The sequence below is a fragment of the Leisingera sp. CC-HEC096 genome, assembly GCF_059429235.1.
The window spans coordinates 1766993-1788140 of sequence record NZ_JCAIJS010000001.1 but is presented as its reverse complement, the minus strand read 5'-3'; the positions used below and the strand labels follow the sequence as shown (position 1 = coordinate 1788140).

Here is a 21148-nt window from a genome sequence, read left to right as displayed (position 1 = left end):
GTGCCGCTTGCGCCGCGCCGGAAGCCTAGCGCGACGCGGTTTCCTGCATCTTGAAAACCGTATCTAGGACAAGCGCCGCGGGGTCAAGGTTCACCGCCTGGCCGTGGCGGGCACGGGCGGTCACTTCTGCTGCAAGGTCGGCCCAGGCGCGCGCTTTGCGGGGATCAGGCGACAACCGCGACAGCATCGCTGCTTCCTGCGGTGCCGCTTCCGGCGCTGGCGGAGTCCCCGTCGCGCCGGTGCGCGCCAGCCGGGCCAGCGCCATCTCCGTCAGTGACAGCAGCAGCTCGAAACGTTCCGCCGCGCCCCGCTGTGCGGCGGCCTCAGCCAGCGCCATCGCGCGCTGCCGGTCCAGCCGCGGCATAGAATCGAGGATCTGCACCAGCTCGGCATAGATCTTGAGCCCGCCCAGGTTGATCAGCCGCAGCGCGGCCCCGACAGAGCCGCCAGCGAGTGCTGCGAGATTGTCCATGTTCTGGGGCAGTTCAACACCCGATTGCGCCAGCGCGGCTTCCATGTCCGGTGCAGACAGCGGCCCCAGCCGCAGGGTGCGGCAGCGGGAGCGGATCGTCGGCAAGAGGCGCGAGGGCTGATGAGAGATCAGCAGGATCGTGGTCCGTGCCGGTGGCTCCTCCAGCATCTTCAACAACGCATTGGCGGCGCTCACATTCATATCGTCGGCGGCATCGACAATCACCACCCGCCGCCCGCCGTCGGTGGCGGACAGGCCAAAGAAGCGGTTGAGCTTGCGGATATCGTCCACGACAATCTGGCTGCGCAGCTTGCCCTTGTCGTCATAAGAGCGGGTGATTGGTGCCAGCCCCGGTTCCGCCAGCGCCTGAATGCGGTGCGAGACCGGATGGTCCGGGTCAACGTCCAAGGTCTGCGGCGGGGGCGGGGCGCCGAACAGGCCCTCTTCTGCCGGCGGCGTGGCCAGCAGAAACCGCGCGATCCGCCAGGCCAGCGTTGCCTTGCCCACGCCCTGCGGGCCGGTCAGCAGCCAGCCGTGATGCAGGCGGTCGGAATTGTAGGCGGTCAGGAAGTCCTGCTCCGCTGCCTCCTGGCCGATCAGCCGCAGGGTTTCGCGCGGATGCGGCGCGCCCTCGGCCTGGTCGGCGCGCGGCAGGTCGTCGTCAGCGCTCATACCCCGCTTCCTTCCAGCGCATCTTCCGCCAGTCTGCGCACATCGGCGGCCACCTCTTCGACAGGGCGGGCGCCATCGACCACCCGGAACCGGTCCGCAAACTCTTTCGCCAGCGCCAGGAAGCCGGCGCGCATCTTCTCCTGCAGCCCGACCCCGAAATCCTCGAAACGTTCCTCCTTGCCCTGCCGCCCCTTGGCGCGGGCCAGGCCCTCGGCCGGGTCCATGTCAATCAGCAGGGTCAGGTCCGGCTCGCGCCCGATCATCAGCTTGTGCATCTGGTCGACAGCCGCGCGCAGATCGCCGCGCGACAGGCCCTGATACATCCGCGTGCTGTCTGCAAAGCGGTCGCAGATCACCACCTTGCCCGCGGCCAGAGCGGGTTCGATGGTGCGCTCCAGATGATCGCGCCGCGCCGCCATGAACAGCAAAAGCTCGGTCTCCGCCGACCAGCGGTCGGGATCGCCCTCCAGCACCAGCCTGCGGATCTCTTCAGCCCCGGGGGAGCCGCCGGGCTCCCGCGTCAGCACCACATCGCGGCCCGCGGCGCGCAGGGCTTCTGCCAGCAGCTGGCATTGCGTCGATTTCCCGGAGCCGTCGATGCCTTCAAAGGTGATGAACAACCCGCGCTTGCCGCCCGCCGTCACAGTGCCCCCTCGGGACCGGTCAGGAATTGCTTGATCAGAACCTGCGCCGCGGTCTTGACCCGCACCACAAAGCCGCCCGCGGGCACGTCGCTTTCCGCCACCAGCGGCAGCCGCACCTCCGGCAGCTCCTCGGGCTGCAGAACCAGCTCCGCCAGCCGCTGGCCTTTCGCCACCGGCGCCTCGATCGGACCGTTATAGACGACTTCGCCCTGGATGGTGTTGGCTGCCAGGGACGGCAGCAGGATCTCCAGGTCCTTGGCCGGCACCAGCCCTACCGATTGCTCGGCCCCCCGCCAAATCTCGGCTTCGGCGATGGCGATACCCTCTTTGGCGACGGTTTTCTTGGCAAATTGGCGAAACGACCAGTTAACAATGGCTTCCGCCTCCTCTGCGCGACCGCGCTCGGTGTCGAGCCCGGAAACCACAAAGATCACCCGCCGGTCGCCTTGTTTGGCAGAGCCGACCAGGCCATAGCCCGCTTCCTCGGTGTGGCCTGTCTTCAGCCCGTCAGCGCCGATCCCCAGCTTCAGCAGCGGGTTGCGGTTGCGGATGTTGGAGGGCGCGCGGCCATCGAATTCAAACGTGGTCTCGGCAAACAGCGGGTAGTATTCCGGGAAGTCCTCGATCAGCCGCTCGGCCAGGACCGCCAGGTCATGCACCGACATCCGGTGACCGGCCGCAGGCCAGCCGTTCGAGTTGGCGAAGGTCGAGGCGGTCATGCCCAGATCCTCGGCCCGCTTGGTCATGTAGCGGGCGAAACCGGCCTCGGTGCCATCGGGGCTCAGTGCTTCGGCAATCACCACGCAGGCGTCATTGCCCGACAGCACGATGATGCCGCGCAGCAGGTCCTCGACCCGCACCCGGTCGGTGGTGTCCAGGAACATGGTGGAGCCGCCATAGCTCATCGCGTGCTCGCTCACCGGCAGCCGCTCATCCAGCGTCAGCCGCCCGTCGCGCAGGGCTTCAAACGCCACATACAGCGTCATCAGCTTGGACATGGAGGCCGGTGGCAGCGGCACATCCGAATTCTTGGACAAAAGCACCGTGTCGGTGCCCGCGTCCAGCACATAGGCCGCGCGCGCGCTGGTATCAAAGGCCGCAGCCGGCAGCGCCGGCAGGCTGACCGCCAGGCCCGCCGCCAGCGCCAGCCGCAGGGAGGATTTCAGGGCTCGGCCCAGGTGCATGGTGTTTCGCTTAATTGGTGACAGCATAGGCATCCGCAAATCCGGTTTCCTTTACGCTTTTCAACAGCTGGCTGCGTTCGGTCTTGTTCTGTGCCGGGCCGACCAGCACGCGCCAGAACGTCTTGCCGCTGGAGGACTGTTCCCGCACCACCGGCACCATGCCCGCGCTGCGCATCATGTTGGCGGTCCGCTTGGCGTTCGCCTCGACGCTGAAGATGCCAATCTGGATAAAGGGCTTGCTCAGCGCGGATTTCTGCGGTGCGGGGGCAGGGGCCGCGGCGGGTTCTGCCTTGGCAGGCACGGCCTGCGCCGGGGCAGAGGCGTCAATTGCAGCAGCCGCACCGGCAATCGGGTCGAGCGCGGTTTCGGTAATCTCGCCGCTGCCCGCCAGCGCGGCCTCGCTCACGTCTGCGGCCTCCGGCAGGGCAGCATCAGCGCCAGGCTGGTCTTCCGGCTGCGGTTCCGGCCCGGCTTCCTCGCGCCGCAGGGCGGTCACGTTCAGTTCCGACGGCGCACCGGCCAGCATGCCCAGGGCCGCTGCCGCATCAGACGAGACCTGCAGCCGCGGTCCCGGGATCTCCCGCTCGCGGCGGAACAGCGCGCCGATCACGAACTGGCCGTTGGCATTGTTGCGGATGATCACCCGTTCCGGGTCCTTGGTGTCGGGATGCGCCACCCAGACGCCGCCGATCGAGGGGCGGCCGTCCCACAGGCCCGCCTCGGTCACCTGGAACACATCCGGCGCTTCCACGTCGCGCTCCACCAGCTTGGTGCTGCTGGAGGCCTCAACGGCCCCCTCCGCCTTGGGTTTGGGTTGCAGAAAGCCCAGTTTCGGCCCGTCCTCGCAGCCTGCCAGAACCAGCAGGCCCAAGGCCGCCGCGGCGGCACGCGGGGCCGTCCTTGCTTTCGACATGGTGTCTTTCATGCTTTCATCCTTGCCTGTGCCCGCGGCGCTTCTGCGCCTCCGCCGGAATTGCCGGTCTTCTTGGTTTGGCGGCATGATAGCCTGCACTTTCAGCCATGAAAACCCTGACGGGGCGCGGCACAGGGGAAAGCCGGGGCGGCGGCATGAATCCGCGCGTCCGGGCGTGCTGCGGAAATTTCCCTTGCGCGCTGTCCGCCGGGCCAGGATTTCCCCTTGCCTCGCCCTGCGTTGCATCCTAAACCGCTGACGGACCGGGGAGGTGGCAGAGTGGTCGAATGCGGCGGTCTTGAAAACCGTTGAACGTGAGAGCGTTCCCAGGGTTCGAATCCCTGTCTCCCCGCCACTCCGCAAAGTGCCACCGTTTTGGCCGCTCCGGTTTCCCCTGCAAACGGCACGGCTCCGGCCTAGGTTGATGGTATCGCCGCATGTGCGCCCGATCCGCTTTCGACAGAAGCCCAACCGGACCCTGATCACATGGCCAAAGCCGGACAGCTTTACCTGCTGAAGCCTTCTGTGAAAGGCACGCCCAAGCTGGGCGGGCGCCGGGGCAAACTGCAGTTCCGCAAGAAGAAGACGGCGAAACCTGCAGATTTCACCGCCTGGGATTGCTTTGACGGCTCCATCCGGTCCAGCGGCTGCCTGCTGGTTGAGCGCGGCAGGAAACTGCACCTGCTGAGACAGGGGGGTGTTCTGACCCAATCTGCCAAGCGTTCAGGGGATTTCCTGCACGACCTGCCCGCCGGGCCGGTGAAGGAGGCCCTGCGCGGTCTGTTCCCGCTGCGCCGGCTGCTGCCTGTGGCCTCGGGCCGGCTGGAACGCAAACGGTACGGGATAACCTGGAAACGGGCGGGCAGCGGCGCCTTGGTCCGCTGGCAATTCACTGGCGCCTTCGGCTCCGTTTCGCTGTTCAGCGTGCAGGCCGGCCCGGGAAAGCCGCGGGATGCAGCAATGCAATTCCTGACCGGCCAAGGGGCCGTGCCTGCCGCTCCGGCTGACCTCTACGCGCTGCTGGCGCCTGACCGGCCTGCTTACAGTGTGAAACCGCCGGTGCCGCTGGCCCCGGGTCAGCGGTCCCTGGACGCGGCAGCCGCTATCATCCGTTCGTGCCTTAGCGTTGCGCGGCAGAACGAGCCGGGCATCATCTCTGACCTCGACACCGAATTCCTTCACGACTACCGGATCTCCCTGCGCCGGATCCGGTCGGTGCTGAGCCTGTTCAAGGGCGTATTCACCGCCCGGGACACCGCGCGGTTGAAACAGGTGTTCTCCGGCCTGATGGACACCACCGGGCGGCTGCGGGATCTGGATGTCTGCCTGCTGCAGCGCGAACAGTATTACGCGCAGGTCCCGGAGCCGCTGCATCCGGGGCTGGATGCGATGTTTGCAGCCTTCGAGGCGGAGCGGCAGCATTGCCGCAAGCAGCTTGCCCGCCACCTGACCGGAACCCGGTACAACCGGCAGATCACCGCGCTGCAATCAGAATTCGCTGAAGAGGCTGTGATTGTGCCAGGCCTCAAGGCCGGGCGCCCGGCCCTGAAGCTGGCGCAAAGGCTGATCTGGAAGCGCTACTGCAAAGTCTGCGGCATTGCGGAGCGCATCACCGCAGAGACGCCGGACAGCGAAGTGCATGAACTGCGCATCAACTGCAAGAAGCTGCGCTATCTTACGGAGCTGTTTGAGCCGCTGTTTGAGAGCAAAGACCTGAAGGTGCTGTTGAAGCCGCTGAAAAAACTTCAGAATACGCTCGGGGATTTCAACGATTGCTCCGTCCAGCAGGCGGCGCTGCTGGCATTCGCAGCCAGCCCCGCGGCCACACGGGACATCGCGCTGAGCGCCGGCGCGCTGATTGCGGTGCTGCACCAGAACCAGCTGGACGCGCGCGCTCAGGTCGAGCAGAAATTCCAAGCCTTCAACAGCCCGGAGACGCAAAGGCGGTTCCGGGCCTTGTTCCGCGGCTGAGGCTGCGGCTTATTTCCGCCGCAGCAGGTAGATATCCATAATCCACCCATGTTCAGCCCGGGCCCCGGCGCGGGTTGCGATGATCTTTTCCGACACCTCTCCCAGAGGGCCTGCGACGGAAATCTGGTTCTCCATCCCGGCATAGGCGGTCCAGAAAATCTCCACCCCCTGCGGGTCGATAGACTGAAAGGAGCATTCCCCGTCCAGCATGATCACCAGTGTATCCGCACTGTCCGGCCAGCCGTTTTCACGCAGCTGGCGTCCGGTGGTGATGGTGAACGGCGCGCCGATTTCGTTGACCGGGATGGCGTGGGCCGCAGTCAGCGCCTGGATCGAGGTGATGCCGGGAATGACCGTCAGCTTGATCTCGGCCAGCTTCTGCAGCCGGTCGGCAATCCGCATGGTGCTGTCATAAAGCGACGGGTCGCCCCAGACCAGGAACCCGGCTTTGCCGCCCGCGGGCAGGTTGGCGGAGATAGTCTGCCACCAGATGTCCGCGATCGCGTCGTGCCAGTCATCCACCCGCTTACGGTAGTTCCTGGTGGCCTCGTCCCGCACCGGCAGGGAAAACTCGACGATCTTGGGGCCATTGCCCCTGATCGCCCGGTTGCAGATCTCGCGCCGCAGGCCCGCCAGATCGTCCTTGCCTGCACCCTTGTTGGGGATCAGGATCAGGTCCTGCGCGTTCAGCGCCTCAATCGCCTGCAGCGTCATGTGCTGCGGGTTACCGGTGCCGATGCCGATCAGGGAAAGCTCAATCATAAGGGGGTCTTTCTGAATTGCAGGCTTATGCGCCCGGCAGGTCCTGATCCGCCAGCGGCCCGTACAGGATCAGCACAGGTGCCTTGGTTTCCATCGCGCGCAGCACCGCCGGCAGCTCGCCCACTGTGTGGCAGAACAGTTGCTGCTGCGGGGTGGAGACCCCCAGCGCCACCAGCGCGTGAGTTTCTTCGGGCAGTCCGGCCTCCATCAGCTTCTCTGCCAGCGCGGCAAAGGTGCTCTTGCCCATATAAACCACGGTGGTGGCATGCGGATCGGCCAGCGCTGCCATGTTCAGGTCGTCCGGCAGCCCGCCGGTCACGTCATGGCCGGTGATGAACTGCAGCCGCCGGGCGGTCAGCCGCCGGGTCAGCGGAATGTTCGCTGCCGCCGCCGCCGCCGAGGCCGCGGTGACGCCGGGCACGATCTCAAACCCGATCCCCGCCGCGCGCAGCGCCGTCATCTCTTCCTCCAGCCGCCCGAAGACGCCGGAATCGCCGGACTTCAGCCGCACCACATTGAGGCCTGAGGACGCGTAGTCGACCAGCAGCTGGCTCACATGGTCCTGCTTGGGGGAAGGGCGGCCAGCCCGTTTGCCGACGCCTACCAGGTCAGCGTCCGCACGCGCATGGCTCAGGATCGGCCCGGACGAGAGGTCATCGAACAGGATCGCATCCGCCGTCTCCAGCCGCTTGACCGCTTTGACGGTCAGCAGTTCCGGATCGCCGGGGCCGGAGGAGACAAAGCTTACAAAACCACTCATGCCTGCTCTCCCGTGATGAGGTGGAAGAAGGTGCCCGTGACGTTGCCCTTGATGGAGCCGGTCTCCGGCACCGGGTTGCCGTCGGCGTCCATGACATTGGCCAGCGGTGCGTCAGGCTCTTCCAGGATGGTGGAATAGTGGAATTCATGCCCGCGCAGGGCGTTGCCTGCGCCAAATCCAGGCATTCCCGCCTGCAGGATGGCGCGGCGGTAACCTAGGTGGAACTTGCGCTTTTCGTAGGAGGTCACAAGTCCCAGAAGCCCCAGCATCGCATGCCGGTTGCCTTCCTTGTCGATCAGCGCCTCGCCCAGGGCCATGTAGCCGCCGCATTCGCCGTGCACCGGCTTGGTTTCGGCATGCTTGCGCACGCCCGCGCGGAAGGTCTCCGCCGTGGCCAGCGTGCCGCCATGCAGTTCAGGATAGCCGCCGGGCAGCCAGACCAGATCGGCATCCGCCGCCGGGGCCTCATCGGCCAGCGGCGAGAACGGCAGGATCTCAGCCCCCGCCGCGCGCCAGCCTTCCAGCAGATGCGGATAGGTGAAGGAGAACGCCGCATCGCGGGCCAGTGCAATCCGCTGCGCGGGCGGTTCCGGCAGGCTGGATTGGGCGGGCGCCTGGCCCGCGAGGGCCGCTGCCTTGATTGCCTCCAGATCGACATGCTCACGCAGGAAGGCCGCATAGCCTACGATGGCAGCTTCCAGATCGGGGTGCTCCACCGCCTGGATCAGGCCCAGATGCCGCTCCGGCAGGGTCAGGTCACCGCGGCGGGGCAGGGAGCCCAGCACCTTGATGCCTGCCTTCTCCATGCCGAGGCGCGTCAGCCGCTCATGCCGCGGGCTGGCGACGCGGTTCAGGATGACGCCTGCAAAGGGCAGTTCCGGGTCGTAGTTCTTGAACCCCAGCGCGGTGGCCGCGGCTGACTGCGCCTGGCCGCCCACATCGACGACCAGCACCACCGGCCAGCCCATCCGCTTGGCGGTCTCGGCGGAGGAGCCAAAGCCCGACTGCCCGCGCGTTGCAACGCCGTCGTAAAGCCCCATCGAGCCCTCGCCGACGCAGATTTCCGCGCCCGCCGACTGGCCCGCCACCGCATCCAGCAGCCCGCCGTCCATTGCCCAGGTATCAAGGTTGAAACTGGGCCGCTTGGCAGCCGCCAGGTGGAAGGCGGGGTCGATATAGTCCGGCCCGCTCTTGTAGGGCTGCACGGTCAGCCCGTCCTCGGCCAGCGCCCGCAACAGGCCCAGCATCACGGTGGTCTTGCCGGTGCCCGAGGAGGGCGCCGAGATCATCAGTCCGGGAGGTGTCATAGCGCGTTCTCCTCAAGTTCCGCCTGTGCCGCTTGCGGCACGGGCAGCGCCCGCCCCGCCCCATGTGCGGGCGCTTCACGCCCACCCCGGGTCAGGCGCTGCCCTCGTGTTGGATGAAATTCAATCATCGCCATGGCTCCAGCTCGACCACGGGCTGTCCGCACTCTGCGGGCGGTAACGGCGGTCGTAGTCGGCGGAATAGAGGCAGCTTTCGTCAAAGCCCTCGCCCTTCAGCACCGGCCCCACCAGGATCAGCGCGGTGCGGGAGATCTTCTCGTCCAGCGAGTCCTTGAGCGTCTCCAAGGTGGCGCGGATGATCTGCTGGTCCGGCCAGCTGGCACGGTAGACCACCGCGACCGGGCAATCCGCGCCATAGTGCGGCGTCAGGCTGTCGACCACATGGTCCAGATTGCCGATCGACAGGTGGATCGCCAGCGTGGTGCCGGTTTTGGCAAAGTTCTCCAGCGACTCGCCTTCGGGCATCGAGGACGCGCGGCCCGGCGTGCGGGTCAGCACAACTGACTGTCCCAGGCCCGGCAGGGTAAGTTCAGTGCCGAGCGCCGCCGCAGCAGCAGCAAAGGACGGCACGCCGGGGGTCACGCTTACCGGAATGCCCTCTGCCTTCAGGCGGCGCAGCTGCTCGCCCATTGCGGACCACACCGACAGATCGCCGGAATGCAGCCGCGCCACGTCCTGGCCCGCCTCATGAGCTGCCTTGATCTCGGCCACGATGGCCTCCAGATCCATCGCCGCGGTGTTCACGATCTTTGCGTCCGACGGGCAGTGGCTCAGAATTTCCTCCGGCACCAATGAGCCTGCATACAGGCACACCGGGCAGGAGGCGATGATATCGCGCCCGCGCAAGGTCAGAAGATCGGCAGCGCCCGGTCCGGCGCCAATGAAGTGAACGGTCATGGCTCAAGTCTTTCTGCTATGGCCGCGGTGGCAAGCCCATCCGCGGTGACAACTCTGGGGGCGAGCAGGCGCGATTTTGCGCCCGCCACCCCATGGCGCGCGCCCGCCAGCGCCGCGGCTTCCGCCAGCGACCCGGTGCCGAACCGCGCCTTGATCCGGGGCGAGCAGGTAAGGGTCTGCTCCCCGGCAATATCCTGTTCCTGCAATGAAATCACCGGCAGCCCGATGCTGCGCGCAAACTCCTGCATGGCAGGGGCTGCGGCCTTTTCCGCCACGGACGCCAGCGCATCCACCCGCTCGCCAGCCAGCGCCAGCGCGGCTTGCAGATCGGCTGCCGTTGCAGCGCTGCGAAATCCGAGGCCCGCCACCTTCATCGCGTGACGCTCCACTGAATGACGGGCCGCGCCCGGCGCCAGTCGCGCATCGACCCCAGCGGACCGGCCTCGGCGATCTCGGCCTTCAGCAGATGCCCGCCGCGCGCGGCATGGGCCTGCATCAGCAGGGTTTCGGTCTCCAGCGTGACGCCATTGGCGACCAGCCGCGTGCCTTCTGGCAGGATCTCCCACAGATGGTCCAGCAGCCCTTGTGAGCCGCCGCCGCCGATGAATACGCAGTCGGGCAGGGGCTGCCCCTCCAGCACCTGCGGGGATTTGCCCAGCACGGCGGTCATCCGGTGATCCAGCCCAAAGGCCGCCGCATTGGCGCGGATGTTCTCCAGCCGGCTTTCGCGCGGCTCAAAGGTGATCGCCCGTGCGCCGCGAGCGGCCAGGCACCACTCGACCGAGACCGAACCGGAACCGCCGCCAATATCCCACAGCAGCTCGCCCGTGCGCGGCGCCAGCGCCGACAGCGTCATAGCCCGGACCGGCCGCTTGGTGATCTGCCCGTCGCTAGCAAAGAGATCATCTGCAAGGCCGGACGCCTGCGGCAGGCCCTTGTGGCCCGCGGCCTCAACGGCCACGGCGACAGGGGCCTGAATGTCTTGCAGATCAAACGCTTCGGCAGTAGCAGAACGCACCCGCTGCCGCGGCCCGCCCAAACATTCCATCACGGTTAGCTTGGAGGCACCAAAGCCCGCGGTAGTCAGCCATTCCGCCAATTCCGCAGGTGCAGCCCTGTCCCGCATGGTGCAGATCACCCGCGTCCCGTTTCCAAGCAAAGGGCGCAACCGCGCGTAAGGGGCCGCGTGCAGGCCGAGGCACAGAACCTCTTCCAGCTTCCACGCCAGATGGTTGGCCGCCAGCGCAAAGGTCGACGGCACCGGGTAAGAGACCCACTCACCCGCCTCCAGATGCCGCGCCAGCGAGCCGCCTGCGCCATGCCAGAACGGATCGCCCGAAGCCAAAACAGCCACCTTTCGCCCGCGCATCTCCAGCACCGGCGCAATGGAAAACGGCACCGGCCAGGGCTGGCTTTTGCTGCCTGCCGCTGCCAGTTCCAGGTGGCGCGGACCGCCAAAGATTACTTCGGCCTCCGCCAGTGCCTTCCGGCTTGCATCGCCCAAGCCTTCCAGTCCATTTTCGCCCAGACCAATGATTGTGAGCCACGGATCAGACATGACACGCATCCTCCTGCTGGGCGGCACCACCGAAGCCTCGGCGCTCGCCAAGACGCTTGCCGAAACCGGCGCGGACGCGGTGTTTTCCTACGCGGGCCGCACCGCCAAACCCGTCAGCCAGCCGCTGCATACACGCGTCGGCGGCTTTGGCGGCGTGGAGGGGCTCGCGGAATACCTGCGCACGGAAAGCATCACCCATGTGATCGACGCAACCCACCCGTTCGCCGCGCAGATGAGCACCAACGCGGTGCATGCCTGCGAAGCGGCGGGCGTGCCGCTCTGCGCCTTTGAGCGCCCGGCCTGGCAGGCGGGAGAAGGCGACCACTGGGTTCACGTGGACACCATAGAGGCGGCCGTCACTGCGCTGCCCGACACCCCGGCGCGAGTGTTCCTGGCGATCGGCAAGCAGAACCTCAGCCAATTCGCCGCCAAGCCCCAGCACCACTATCTGCTGCGGCTGGTGGACGCGCCGGAAGCGGATTTGCCGCTGCCGCACACAACGGTCGAGATTGCCCGGGGGCCGTTTGACGTCGCGGGGGATACCGAACTGATGCAGCGCCATGGCATCACCCATGTGATCGCCAAGAACGCGGGCGGCGCGGGCGCCGCGGCCAAACTCACCGCCGCGCGCAGCCTGAACCTGCCGGTCATCATGATCGGCAGACCGCAAGTGCCCGAGCGCCCGGTCCTGGGCAGCGTGGCAGAGGTTATGGCCTGGCTGTCGCATCCCGCAGATTAACCCTCAGCCGCGTAGCGGGGGGTATAGACGTAGTTGCCGACCCGGCGGGTATCGCGGTTGCCGACAATCACCACGGTGCGCATGTCGGCCATCTCGGGCGTGGCCTCTTTCAGCGGCACCGTCAGCAGCTCTTGCCCCGGCTTGGTCACGTCGCGGGCAAAGGTGATCAGCGTGTCCTGACCGCAAGCCTCCCGCAGGATCTCCAGCGCCCGGGCAAACTGATGCGGCCGCGATTTCGAGCGCGGGTTGTAGAACGCCATTGCCAAACCTGCCTCGCCGACCAGCTGCAGGCGCTTTTCAATGAGGCTCCAGGGTTTCAGGTTGTCGCTGAGGTTGATGGCCGCGAAATCATGCCCCAGCGGCGCGCCGATGGCGGCGGCAGCGGCCAGCATGGCGGTGATGCCGGGCAGCACTTTGATGTCCAGATCCAGCCATGCCGGGTGGGCTTCGGCGTTATTCTCCAGCGCCTCGAACACGGCGGAGGCCATGGCAAACACACCCGGATCGCCGGAGGAAACCACGACCACGCGTTTGCCCTCGGCGGCCATCTCCAGCGCATGGGTGGCGCGGTCGACCTCGACGCGGTTGTCGGTGGCGTGCAGGGTCAGCCCCTCGCGGGGCTCGATGCGTTTGACGTAGGGGATATAGCCAACAATATCAGTGGCTTCCCCGATGGCGTCGCGCACTTCCTGCGTCACCAGCGCCTCAGTGCCCGGGCCAAGCCCCGCAATCACCACCCAGCCGTTTTGCGATAGTTTCATGGCCGGCGCCCCTGTCCGTGAACCAGTACGATTGAGAAATAGGGCACCTCGCCGTCGATCTCCGAGAGCTTCTGCACGGTCTGCCCCGGCATGGTGCCGCGCTCGACCAGCCAGGCGTCGTCCGCGCGGCCCGCACGTTCCAGCGCGCGGCGCAGCTTGGGCAGGTTGCGGCCGATCTTCATGACGACCAGCGCGTCCGTCTCAGCGGCACGCTTGGCCAGCTCATCCTCGCTGAGGGTGGCCATCGCCACGGTCAGCACGTCGTCCCCCCAGGTAATCGGCTGGCCGGAGGCGGTCCAGCAGCCGGACATGCCGGTGATGCCGGGCACGATCTCCTGCTCGGCGCGGCCTTGCAGGCGGGTGTAGAGATGCATGTAGGAGCCATAGAGGAACGGGTCGCCCTCGCACAGCACCACCACGTCCTCACCCTTGGCAATCTCGGCAAGGGTGTCGGCCCAGCGGTCATAGAACTCCGCCAGCACCCGGTTGTATTCGGGGTCCGAGAAATGGATCTCGGTCGTCACCGGATATTCCATCGCGTGCTCGGTGACACCGTCCGCCAGCATGCCCTCGACAATGGCGCGGGCCTGGCCCTGGCGGCCGGCCTTGCGGAAATAGGCGATGTGGCGCGCGGAGGAAATCAGCCGGTGCGAGCGGACGCTCATCAGGTCGGGATCACCGGGGCCAAGCCCTGCGCAGATGACTTTACCCATGGGTTACTCTTTCCAGCTCGCCAGCGCATTGACCGCAGCGACGGTGATGGCGGAACCGCCAAGGCGGCCCTTCACGATCATCGACGGCACCGGCAGGTCTTCCATCAGCGCGTCCTTGGATTCCATCGCGCCGACAAAGCCGACCGGGCAGCCGATGATGGCGGCGGGGCGGGGGCAGGACGGGTCCTTCAGCATGTTCAGCAGGTGGAACAGCGCGGTGGGGGCGTTGCCGATCGCCACGACAGAGCCCTCCAGTTTCGGACGCCACAGTTCGAGGGCGGCGGCGGAGCGGGTGTTGGACATTTCCTTGGCCAATTCCGGCACGCGTGCGTCGCGCAGGGTGCAGATCACCTCGTTGTCCGCAGGCAGGCGCGGGCGGGTGATGCCTTCGCTGACCATATAGGCGTCGCACAGGATCGGCGCGCCCTTGGCCAGCGCGGCGCGGGCGGTCTCGGCCATGCCCTCGGAGAAGCGCACGTGTTCCTCCAGCCCAACCATGCCGGCGGCGTGGATCATGCGGACGACGACGCTTTCTTCGTCCTTGTTGAAGCGCACCAGATCGGCTTCGCGGCGGATGGTGGCAAAGCTTTCGGCGTAGATCGCGGCGCCGTTGGTTTCATAGGTGTGGAGCATGTCAGCTGCCCTCTTTCAGAAGTTCGGGAGCGGCGCGCAAAGCATCGGCGCTCAGGCGGGTCTTTAACGGCTGATCCGCGGCAGTGCCATTGCGGATCAGGGAGAATTCGTTTTTACCGGTGGCCGTCAGCGCAAGCGGTGCGGGGCCCGGGCAGGCGCAGCCCTTGGCGCAGCCGGAGATATGCAGCGTTGTCCCCGCGGGGACGTGCGGCGCTAACTCCCGCGCCAGATCGCGGGTGGCCGAAAGCGCCTGCAGGCAGCCGGGCGCGCCGGTGCACGCGACCACTTGCAGGCGCGGATCCGTTGCATCCAGGATCAGGCCGGGCAGGGGCGGCAGGCTGGCGGAGCCCTCCACCAGCAACATTCGCCAGGGGGTGAGGCGGATTTCGCCGTGGTCAGCAAGCTGCGCCAGCGTTGCGGCGGGCATCTGGCCGAACTCCAAAGCGGCGAGTGTCCCCGCGGGGACAGTGCCCGGTTTTGCGGTGAAGCCCGCCTTTGCCATCGGTGCCGTGTGCGCCGCCGGCGGCCCGCGGCGCGCGATGAGACGGTGCATCCTGCCGCGCCCTTCGGACGCGCCGCCCTGGTCGAGGAACCAGCGGGCCAGGGCCAGGGCTTCGGGAACGGCGGATTCACGTGTGACGGGCAGGCCGGTTTCTGCACCGTCTGCGCGCAGGATCAGACCATCTTTTGTGCGCTCGACGCGGATATCGGCGGCAATGTCTTGCAGCACGGGTTCCGCGCCGCAGTCGACGGCAAAGCCGAATTTGCCCGGCAGGGACAGGTCTGTTGCGGCAGTCAGTGCAGCGCTCAGATCCATGGCGATGGCGTGGGTGTCGTCGCCCTCGGCCCAGAACGGGGCGAGCAGGACATTGCGGCGGGCTTCGGCGCTGGCGTCCTTGTCGATCAGACCGAGGTCGCGCAAGGCTTCGATCAGCTCTGCATGCGCGTCTTCGCGGATGCCGCGCATTTGCAGGTTGGCGCGGGCGGAGATGTCGAGGAGGCCGTTGCCGAAGTCCTGCGAAAGTCTTGCCACACCGCGCGCCTGGGTAACCGACAGTTTACCCAGCGGTGCGCGCACGCGCACCACCAGCCCGTCGCCGGACATCATCGGGCGCAGCGCGCCGGGGCACCAGCCGTAGACCTTGGGCTTAGCGGCGGCACTCATGCGGCGCCCTCCAGTTCGGCCATGATCGAGTTGCGCCGGGTGCTCCAGAGACCGGCATCGAACAGCGCCCGGAAGCGGTCGCGCATGGCGGCAAGCGCCTCGGGGTTTTCGCGCTCCATGAACTCGACCAGGTCATCGCGGCCCAAGGTGGCCTCAAAATAGAGATCGAACAGATGCGGCTGCACCACCTGCGCCAGATGCGCGAAGGCGGCCATGTGGTCGAGGGTGGCAGCGATCTCCGCCGCGCCGCGGAAGCCGTGGTTCATCATCGAGGTGGCCCAGTCCGGGTTGGCGGCACGGGCGCGGGTGACGCGGGCGATTTCCTCGCCCAAGCTGCGCGCCTGTGGCTTGTCGGGGCGGGTGGCGTCCATGTGGTAGAGCGCCGGTGCCGCCTGGCCGATGCGGGCCATGGCGGCGGCAAAGCCCGCCTCATGCGCGGCGTAGTCGGAGGCGACCAGCAAGTCGGTTTCCGGCAGGTCCTGCAGGTGCACAAAACTGTCGGCGCCCTGCAGCCGGGTTTCCAGCGCCTCGCGGGCGTCGGTGATCGTGCCCTTGGCGTCGATGGCGTGGGAGGACGCGTTGAGCCAGGCCTCGCCCGCCGCGGCGCGGGCCTCGTCGCTGTAGTCGTCCAGGTGCGGGTTCATCGACAGGCCGTACTGGCCCGGTTTGGGGCCGAAGACGCGCGGGGTCTCGGTGAGATAGGGGTTGTCGGCCTGGGTTTCCTCGCGCGCAGCCAGCGCGGCGGCGGCGGTTTCGAACATCTGGGCAAGGCCGGGGAACACATCGCGGAACAGGCCGGAGACGCGCAGGGTCACGTCGATCCGGGGGCGGTTCAGCATTGAGAGCGGCAGCACCTCAAACCCGGAGACGCGTTCGGAGCCTTCGTCCCACTTGGGCGCGAGGCCTGCGAGGTGCAGCGCCATCGCGAATTCCTCGCCCGCGGTGCGCATGGTGGCGGAGCCCCAGAGGTCGATCACCAGCCCCTTGGGCCAGTCGCCGTGGTCCTGAAGGTGGCGGCGCAGCAGCTCTTCCGCCAGCTTGACCCCTTGCGCATGCGCCGCCCGCGACGGCACCGCCCGCGGGTCGGTTGTGAAGAGGTTGCGCCCTGTCGGGATCACATCGGCGCGGCCCCGGAACGGCGAGCCAGAGGGGCCGGGGGTGACGATTTTTCCGTCCAGCGCGGCGATGAGGCCGGCGCGCTCCTCCGCCCCGCATTGGCCGGTGCCGAAGATATGCAGCCCCTCGCCGTACTGGCTTTCCTTGATGTCGCAGACAAAGGCGTCGATGCGGGTGATCGCCTCAGCCGGGGACGTGTCGGGCGTGAGGCCGAGGTCGGCTTCGACGCCGGTGCCCTGCGCCTCTGACCGGATGTCGCCGATCAGCCGGTCGCGGCGGGCCGGGTCGAGGCCATCTGCGGTGGAATATTCATCCAGCAGGCTTTCGAGCCGCGCCATGCCCTCCGGCAGGGTGGTCTGTGCCAAAGGGGGCGGCAGGTGGCCGATGGTGACGGCGCCGATGCGGCGCTTGGCCTGGGCGGCCTCACCTGGGTCATTCACGATGAACGGGTAGGCGACGGGCAGCGGGCCGGTCAGCACCTCGGGCCAGCAGGCGCCGGAGAGCGCCACCGCCTTACCCGGCAGCCATTCCAGGGTTCCATGGGCGCCGATGTGGACAAGGGCGTCGGTCTGGGCGCGCAGCCACAGGTAAAAGGCCACATAGGCATGGCGCGGAGTGCGGTCGAGATCGTGGTAGTCATCGACGCGGGTTTTGACTTCGCCGCGTTCGGGCTGCAGGGCGATCAGGGCGTTACCTGCCCGCAGGGCCTTGAAGTGAAAGGCGCCATTGCGGCAGTCTGCGTCTTCTTCCGGGCTGCCCCAAGCCTCAGTGAGGGTGTTTTGCAGGTCTTGCGGCAGGGTGGCGAGGGCTTGGCGGTAGTCCTCCAGCGGGACGCTGAGTGTTTCTTCCATCAGCCGCAGGCCGGTGTTTTCGAGCGTTTCGACGGCGTAGCCTTGGGCGGAGAGTTCGCGCAGGATTTCGTCGCAGGAGGCCAGCGCGTCGAGGCCGACGGCATGGGCGAGGTTGTGGTCGCGCCCGGGATAGGTGGACAGAATCAGGGCGAGGCGTTTGTCAGTGTTCGGCAGCTTGGCGAGGCGCAGCCAGCCCTCCACGCGGTCGATGGCGGCCTTGATCCGGTCTGCGTCGGCGCGGTGGGCAAAGCGGGAATACTGCAGGTCCGGGTCTTTCTTGCCCGGCGATTTGAAGCTGACGACGCCTGCGAAAATGCGGCCGTCCACCTCCGGCAGCACCACATGCATGGCGAGGTCGGCGGGCGACAGGCCGCGGTCGGCCTCGGCCCAGTCTTTCTTGCGGGCGGTGGAGAGGGCGACCTGGAATACCGGGCAGCCGGTCGTGCTGAGCGGTGAGGCGCTGCCGTCGGTGCCTTGAGCGGAAAAGGCGGTGGCGTTGATGACGGCAGCCGGGTTCAGCCCGGGCAGCTTTTCGCGCAGCCAATCGGCGGCGGTGGGGGCCTTGAGGCTGGCGGCAAAGGCACCGTAGGCGGCATAGCCGCGGGCGCGCAGCTCTTCGATCACCGCATCCACCGGGGCGGTGTCGGCGGCGGTGAGGTAGGAGCGGTAGAAGCTCACCAGCACCAGCGGTTTGTCCTGCGGCGGCAGGTCGGCCAGCACGCCCTTGGCCGGGTCATAGAAGCCATGCTCGGGGGTGGTTTTGAGGCCGATCACCGGCCCGGCGTAGAGGCCGGCTGCGAGCGACAGCTGGGCCAGCGCGGCCTGAGCCGCGACCGCACCGCCGGCGTCGCACAGGGATTGCAGGCGGCGCAGGGTGGAGACGGGCAGGGTGGACAGCTCGTCGAGCCGCGCATCCTCGCGGCCGTCGGCGGGCAGGATTGCCAGCGCAATGCCCTTGCGGCGGGCGAGGTCCTGCAGGGTGGCGAGGCCATAGGACCAGTAGCTTTCGCCGCCGATCAGGCGGACGAGGACACCTTTGGCGCCCTCCAGCGTCTGTTCCGCGTAGACGTCGACCGACAGCGGGTGCTTGAGCGCCACAAGGTTGGCGAGGCGCAAGCTGGGCAGTTTGCCATCCGCCCGGTGCCAGCCTGCCGCAAAGGCGCCGAGATCGCTGTCGGAGAAGGACAGCACCACAAGGTCCGCAGGCGTCTGCCCGAGGTCCTGCGGGGTATCGGTCTCGTCAAGGCCGTGGCTTTCGCGGAAGACGACGTGCATGGGTCAGGCCTTTGTATTCTGGTAAGCAATGGGCGCTCTGAGGGCTGCGCCCGAGCCTGGGAGGGTGCGAATGCGCCCTCCCATTTTGCCGGAGGCAAACCTTTGGTTTGACGGGAGGGTCGGGCGCAGCCCGGCCTGCGGCCGGGCAATGTCATTTGAAATGAAGCGCCAGACCGGCATTGCTTACGCTCCCAGCTCGGCGCGGATGGCCTGTTCGTCGATGTCGTCATGCTCGGCAATGACCACCAGCGCGGTCTTGCGCGGCTGCGCGCCCCAGGGTTGGTCGTACTGCGCACGCAGGCGCTCGCCCACGGCCTGAACCAGCATCCGCATCGGTTTCCCCTCCACCGCGACATAGCCTTTGACGCGCAGTATGTTGCGCTCGCGGGCGAGTTTCACGATGGCATTCTGCAGCGCTTCCGGGTCGGAGACTTCGCCCATTTCGACAACGATGCTTTCAAAGTCGTCATGCTCGTGGTCGTGGTGGCCGTCGTGGTGGCTGGGGCGGGCCTCCAGGTCGTCCTCGGCGGCGGCGCCCAGGCCCAGGATGATGCGCGGGTCGATGACGCCTTCGCTCATCGGCAGGATCGGCAGCTTGCGGGGCGCCTCGGCCTCGATCACGGCGCGGGCCTTCTCGACACCCTCGTCGCCGGCCAGGTCAGCCTTGGACAAGAGAACGATGTCGGCGCAGGAAATCTGGTCCTCGAACACCTCGGACAGCGGGGTTTCGTGGTCGATGCTGTCATCGGCCTCGCGCTGGGCCTGAACCGCGTCCAGGTCGGGGGCGAACTGGCCCTTGGCGACGGCCTCGGCATCGGCCAGCGCAATCACGCCGTCAACGGTGATGCGGGAGCGGATGGCTGGCCAGTCGAAGGCCTTCAGCAGCGGTTTCGGCAGGGCCAGGCCGGAGGTTTCGATCACGATGTGATCCGGCTTTTCCGGCAGGTCCATCAGCTGTTCGATGGTGGGGATGAAGTCATCGGCCACGGTGCAGCAGATGCAGCCGTTGGCCAGCTCCATGATGTTTTCCGCCGGGCAGTTCTCATCGGCGCAGGACTTCAGGATGTCGCCGTCCACGCCGGCGGTGCCGAACTCGTTCACCACCACGGCCAGGCGCTTGCCCTGCGGGTTCTGCATCAGGTGGCGGATCAGGGTGGTTTTCCCCGCGCCCAGGAAGCCGGTGATGACGGTGACGGGGATCTTGTTGAGGTCGCTCATGATTACTCCTCGGAGAAGAACTTGGCCGGCGGGATGCGGGCAACGGATTGCTTGCGGAAGGTCTGCGGGCGTTCGCGCCATGGCACGACGCCGTCGGCGGTACCGGCATAAGCCGCGGCGCCTTCCAGGATTTCGGGAACGTGCTGGTCCGGGTCTAGGTCGCCGTAGACATAGGTCCAGCGCTCTGTGCCGCCGACCAAGGCTACGGCGCAGCCGCGCTTGCAGGAGGACAGGCACTCGACACCGCGCAGGCGGACGCCTTCGGGCATTCCGGCCTCTTCCAGTGCGGCGTGCAGGATGGCGCCAGGGCGGGCGGCCTCCGGGTCGGCGCCCTCGCGGCGGCATGTGAGGCAAACGGTCAGCGTGACCGGTCCGGGGGTGCTGGCGGTCTTGCCCGCCATATCGTCAGCCATCGGCGCGTCTCCTGTCGCGGCAGGCGTGGGGATGGCCGAAAGGGGGGCGGCGGCGTGCCAGCCCCTCAACCGGTCGCGGAACACCCCGCCCGCCCGTTGTTCTCTCTCTTGCTGGCAGGTCTCCCGGCTTGCGGATGCCAAGGCGCTTTGCCTTGCCGGCCATCCTGCCTTCCCGGGGTCTCTCCCAGTGGCATGGCGGCCTCATCCGGTCACGGTCGCGGGGGCGGCTGTGCTTCGGCAATCCAAAGATATTTGGCGGCCTTCACATTCCCTCTTCGCCTGCTTTCGCAGGAACCAGCGAAACCCCCTTGCGCTATCGCGCCCTTCTTTGTCAAGACATGGGGTCAAACAGCTGGAGAGCCCCCATGAGCGAAAAGTCTGAAACCGGCATCTCAGAGGAAGAAGCCGCCCGTCATGCGTCGAAAATGGCCAAGAAGAAGGCCGCGCGCGACCGGATGATGAAGACCAAGGACGGCGAGAAGGGACTGATCATCGTTCACACCGGGCCGGGCAAGGGCAAATCCTCGTCGGGGTTCGGCATGATCATGCGCTGCATCGCCCACAAGATGCCCTGCGCCGTGGTGCAGTTCATCAAGGGCGCCTGGCAGACCGGCGAGCGGACGCTGATCGAGGAGAACTTCAGCGATCTCTGCCAGTTCTATGCTATGGGCGAGGGGTTCACCTGGGAGACACAGGACAAGGCCCGCGACATCGCCGCCGCGCAGAAGGGCTGGGAGAAGGCCAAGGAGATGATCCTGGATGAGCGCAACACCATGGTGCTGCTGGATGAGATCAACATCGCGCTGCGCTATGAGTATCTGGAGCTGGAGGAAGTGCTGGAGTTTCTGGTTGAGCACAAGCCGCCGATGACCCATGTGGTGCTGACGGGCAGGAACGCCAAGGAAGAGCTGATCGAGATTGCCGATCTGGTGACCGAGATGGGCCAGATCAAGCACCCGTTCCGTGCCGGGGTGAAGGCGCAGAAGGGCGTCGAGTTTTAAGACGCTTTCTGAATGTCCCGCCCGGCCGATAGGCCGGGCCGCGCCAACCCGCCCCCACGGGGCGGCGCGACTGCGCCTCCCCTCGGGTTGGCCCGTCCCTCAGTT

The 21148-nt window shown here is 67.0% G+C and carries 20 protein-coding genes, 1 tRNA gene and 1 riboswitch; of the genes, 4 read left to right on the top strand and 17 right to left on the bottom strand.

Features of this window, described 5'->3' with window-relative positions; all coding sequences use genetic code 11:
• Nucleotides 1–25: 25 nt before the first annotated feature.
• From AC5STI_RS08775 to AC5STI_RS08760, 4 genes are read right to left on the bottom strand one after another with little or no spacing between them, the layout of a single operon-like run.
• Nucleotides 26–1144, bottom strand: coding sequence for a DNA polymerase III subunit delta' (locus tag AC5STI_RS08775; protein ID WP_495446392.1), 1119 nt, complete (start codon nucleotides 1142–1144; stop codon nucleotides 26–28).
• Nucleotides 1141–1788, bottom strand: a complete 648-nt coding sequence (gene tmk, locus AC5STI_RS08770) for a dTMP kinase (RefSeq protein WP_495446391.1) — start codon at nucleotides 1786–1788, stop codon at nucleotides 1141–1143. Before tmk ends, AC5STI_RS08775 begins: the two co-directional genes overlap by 4 nt.
• Nucleotides 1785–2972: a D-alanyl-D-alanine carboxypeptidase family protein gene (locus AC5STI_RS08765; protein ID WP_495446390.1), complete on the bottom strand. Its 1188-nt coding sequence runs from the start codon at nucleotides 2970–2972 to the stop codon at nucleotides 1785–1787. Before AC5STI_RS08765 ends, tmk begins: the two co-directional genes overlap by 4 nt.
• Nucleotides 2973–2982: 10 nt before the next feature.
• Entirely contained in the window at nucleotides 2983–3897 is a 915-nt protein-coding gene (locus tag AC5STI_RS08760; RefSeq protein ID WP_475046780.1) for an SPOR domain-containing protein, read from the bottom strand.
• Between the two features lie 253 nt (nucleotides 3898–4150).
• Between AC5STI_RS08760 and AC5STI_RS08755 the strand changes: the two genes are divergently transcribed.
• Nucleotides 4151–4240: transfer RNA gene (locus tag AC5STI_RS08755), tRNA-Ser, on the top strand.
• 131 nt (nucleotides 4241–4371) lie between these two features.
• Nucleotides 4372–5856: a CHAD domain-containing protein gene (locus AC5STI_RS08750; protein WP_495446389.1), complete on the top strand. Its 1485-nt coding sequence runs from the start codon at nucleotides 4372–4374 to the stop codon at nucleotides 5854–5856.
• A gap of 9 nt (nucleotides 5857–5865) precedes the next feature.
• Here the strand turns inward: AC5STI_RS08750 and cobF are convergent, their stop codons facing one another.
• From cobF to cbiE, 6 genes are all read right to left on the bottom strand, one after another.
• Nucleotides 5866–6618, bottom strand: coding sequence for a precorrin-6A synthase (deacetylating) (gene cobF / locus AC5STI_RS08745; RefSeq protein ID WP_475046777.1), 753 nt, complete (start codon nucleotides 6616–6618; stop codon nucleotides 5866–5868).
• Nucleotides 6619–6643: 25 nt separating this feature from the next.
• On the bottom strand, nucleotides 6644–7378 hold the full coding sequence (gene cobA / locus AC5STI_RS08740) for a uroporphyrinogen-III C-methyltransferase (protein ID WP_490399183.1): 735 nt from the start codon (nucleotides 7376–7378) through the stop codon (nucleotides 6644–6646).
• The gene (locus tag AC5STI_RS08735) at nucleotides 7375–8685 is read right to left on the bottom strand and encodes a cobyrinic acid a,c-diamide synthase CobB (RefSeq protein ID WP_495446388.1); all 1311 of its coding nucleotides are present in this window, start codon (nucleotides 8683–8685) and stop codon (nucleotides 7375–7377) included. Before AC5STI_RS08735 ends, cobA begins: the two co-directional genes overlap by 4 nt.
• A gap of 120 nt (nucleotides 8686–8805) precedes the next feature.
• Nucleotides 8806–9600 carry a precorrin-4 C(11)-methyltransferase gene (cobM, locus tag AC5STI_RS08730; protein WP_495446387.1) on the bottom strand — a complete coding sequence of 265 codons (795 nt, stop codon included), beginning with the start codon at nucleotides 9598–9600 and terminating at the stop codon, nucleotides 8806–8808.
• A complete protein-coding gene (locus AC5STI_RS08725; RefSeq protein WP_495447745.1) occupies nucleotides 9597–9974 on the bottom strand; it encodes a cobalamin biosynthesis protein in 378 nt (125 codons plus the stop codon). The genes cobM and AC5STI_RS08725 overlap by 4 nt, the downstream gene beginning before the upstream one ends.
• The gene (gene cbiE, locus AC5STI_RS08720) at nucleotides 9971–11158 is read right to left on the bottom strand and encodes a precorrin-6y C5,15-methyltransferase (decarboxylating) subunit CbiE (protein ID WP_495446386.1); all 1188 of its coding nucleotides are present in this window, start codon (nucleotides 11156–11158) and stop codon (nucleotides 9971–9973) included. The genes AC5STI_RS08725 and cbiE overlap by 4 nt, the downstream gene beginning before the upstream one ends.
• Here cbiE and AC5STI_RS08715 point away from each other — a divergent pair.
• Nucleotides 11157–11897: a cobalt-precorrin-6A reductase gene (locus tag AC5STI_RS08715; RefSeq protein ID WP_495446385.1), complete on the top strand. Its 741-nt coding sequence runs from the start codon at nucleotides 11157–11159 to the stop codon at nucleotides 11895–11897. The genes cbiE and AC5STI_RS08715 overlap by 2 nt on opposite strands.
• Here the strand turns inward: AC5STI_RS08715 and cobJ are convergent.
• The 7 genes from cobJ to AC5STI_RS08680 form a co-directional block, all read right to left on the bottom strand.
• Nucleotides 11894–12658 carry a precorrin-3B C(17)-methyltransferase gene (gene cobJ, locus AC5STI_RS08710; RefSeq protein WP_495446384.1) on the bottom strand — a complete coding sequence of 255 codons (765 nt, stop codon included), beginning with the start codon at nucleotides 12656–12658 and terminating at the stop codon, nucleotides 11894–11896. The genes AC5STI_RS08715 and cobJ overlap by 4 nt on opposite strands.
• Entirely contained in the window at nucleotides 12655–13371 is a 717-nt protein-coding gene (locus tag AC5STI_RS08705) for a precorrin-2 C(20)-methyltransferase (protein WP_495446383.1), read from the bottom strand. Before AC5STI_RS08705 ends, cobJ begins: the two co-directional genes overlap by 4 nt.
• A gap of 3 nt (nucleotides 13372–13374) precedes the next feature.
• Nucleotides 13375–14004: a precorrin-8X methylmutase gene (locus AC5STI_RS08700; RefSeq protein ID WP_495446382.1), complete on the bottom strand. Its 630-nt coding sequence runs from the start codon at nucleotides 14002–14004 to the stop codon at nucleotides 13375–13377.
• Nucleotide 14005: 1 nt separating this feature from the next.
• The gene (cobG, locus tag AC5STI_RS08695) at nucleotides 14006–15169 is read right to left on the bottom strand and encodes a precorrin-3B synthase (RefSeq protein WP_495446381.1); all 1164 of its coding nucleotides are present in this window, start codon (nucleotides 15167–15169) and stop codon (nucleotides 14006–14008) included.
• On the bottom strand, nucleotides 15166–18411 hold the full coding sequence (cobN, locus tag AC5STI_RS08690) for a cobaltochelatase subunit CobN (RefSeq protein WP_495446380.1): 3246 nt from the start codon (nucleotides 18409–18411) through the stop codon (nucleotides 15166–15168). Before cobN ends, cobG begins: the two co-directional genes overlap by 4 nt.
• A 183-nt stretch (nucleotides 18412–18594) precedes the next feature.
• Nucleotides 18595–19629, bottom strand: a complete 1035-nt coding sequence (gene cobW, locus AC5STI_RS08685) for a cobalamin biosynthesis protein CobW (RefSeq protein ID WP_475046761.1) — start codon at nucleotides 19627–19629, stop codon at nucleotides 18595–18597.
• Between the two features lie 2 nt (nucleotides 19630–19631).
• Nucleotides 19632–20042: a DUF1636 family protein gene (locus tag AC5STI_RS08680; RefSeq protein ID WP_495446379.1), complete on the bottom strand. Its 411-nt coding sequence runs from the start codon at nucleotides 20040–20042 to the stop codon at nucleotides 19632–19634.
• 96 nt (nucleotides 20043–20138) lie between these two features.
• A riboswitch (cobalamin riboswitch) is annotated at nucleotides 20139–20356 on the bottom strand.
• Between the two features lie 51 nt (nucleotides 20357–20407).
• Between AC5STI_RS08680 and cobO the strand changes: the two genes are divergently transcribed.
• The gene (gene cobO / locus AC5STI_RS08675) at nucleotides 20408–21043 is read left to right on the top strand and encodes a cob(I)yrinic acid a,c-diamide adenosyltransferase (RefSeq protein WP_495446378.1); all 636 of its coding nucleotides are present in this window, start codon (nucleotides 20408–20410) and stop codon (nucleotides 21041–21043) included.
• The last annotated feature ends 105 nt before the right edge of the window (nucleotides 21044–21148 follow it).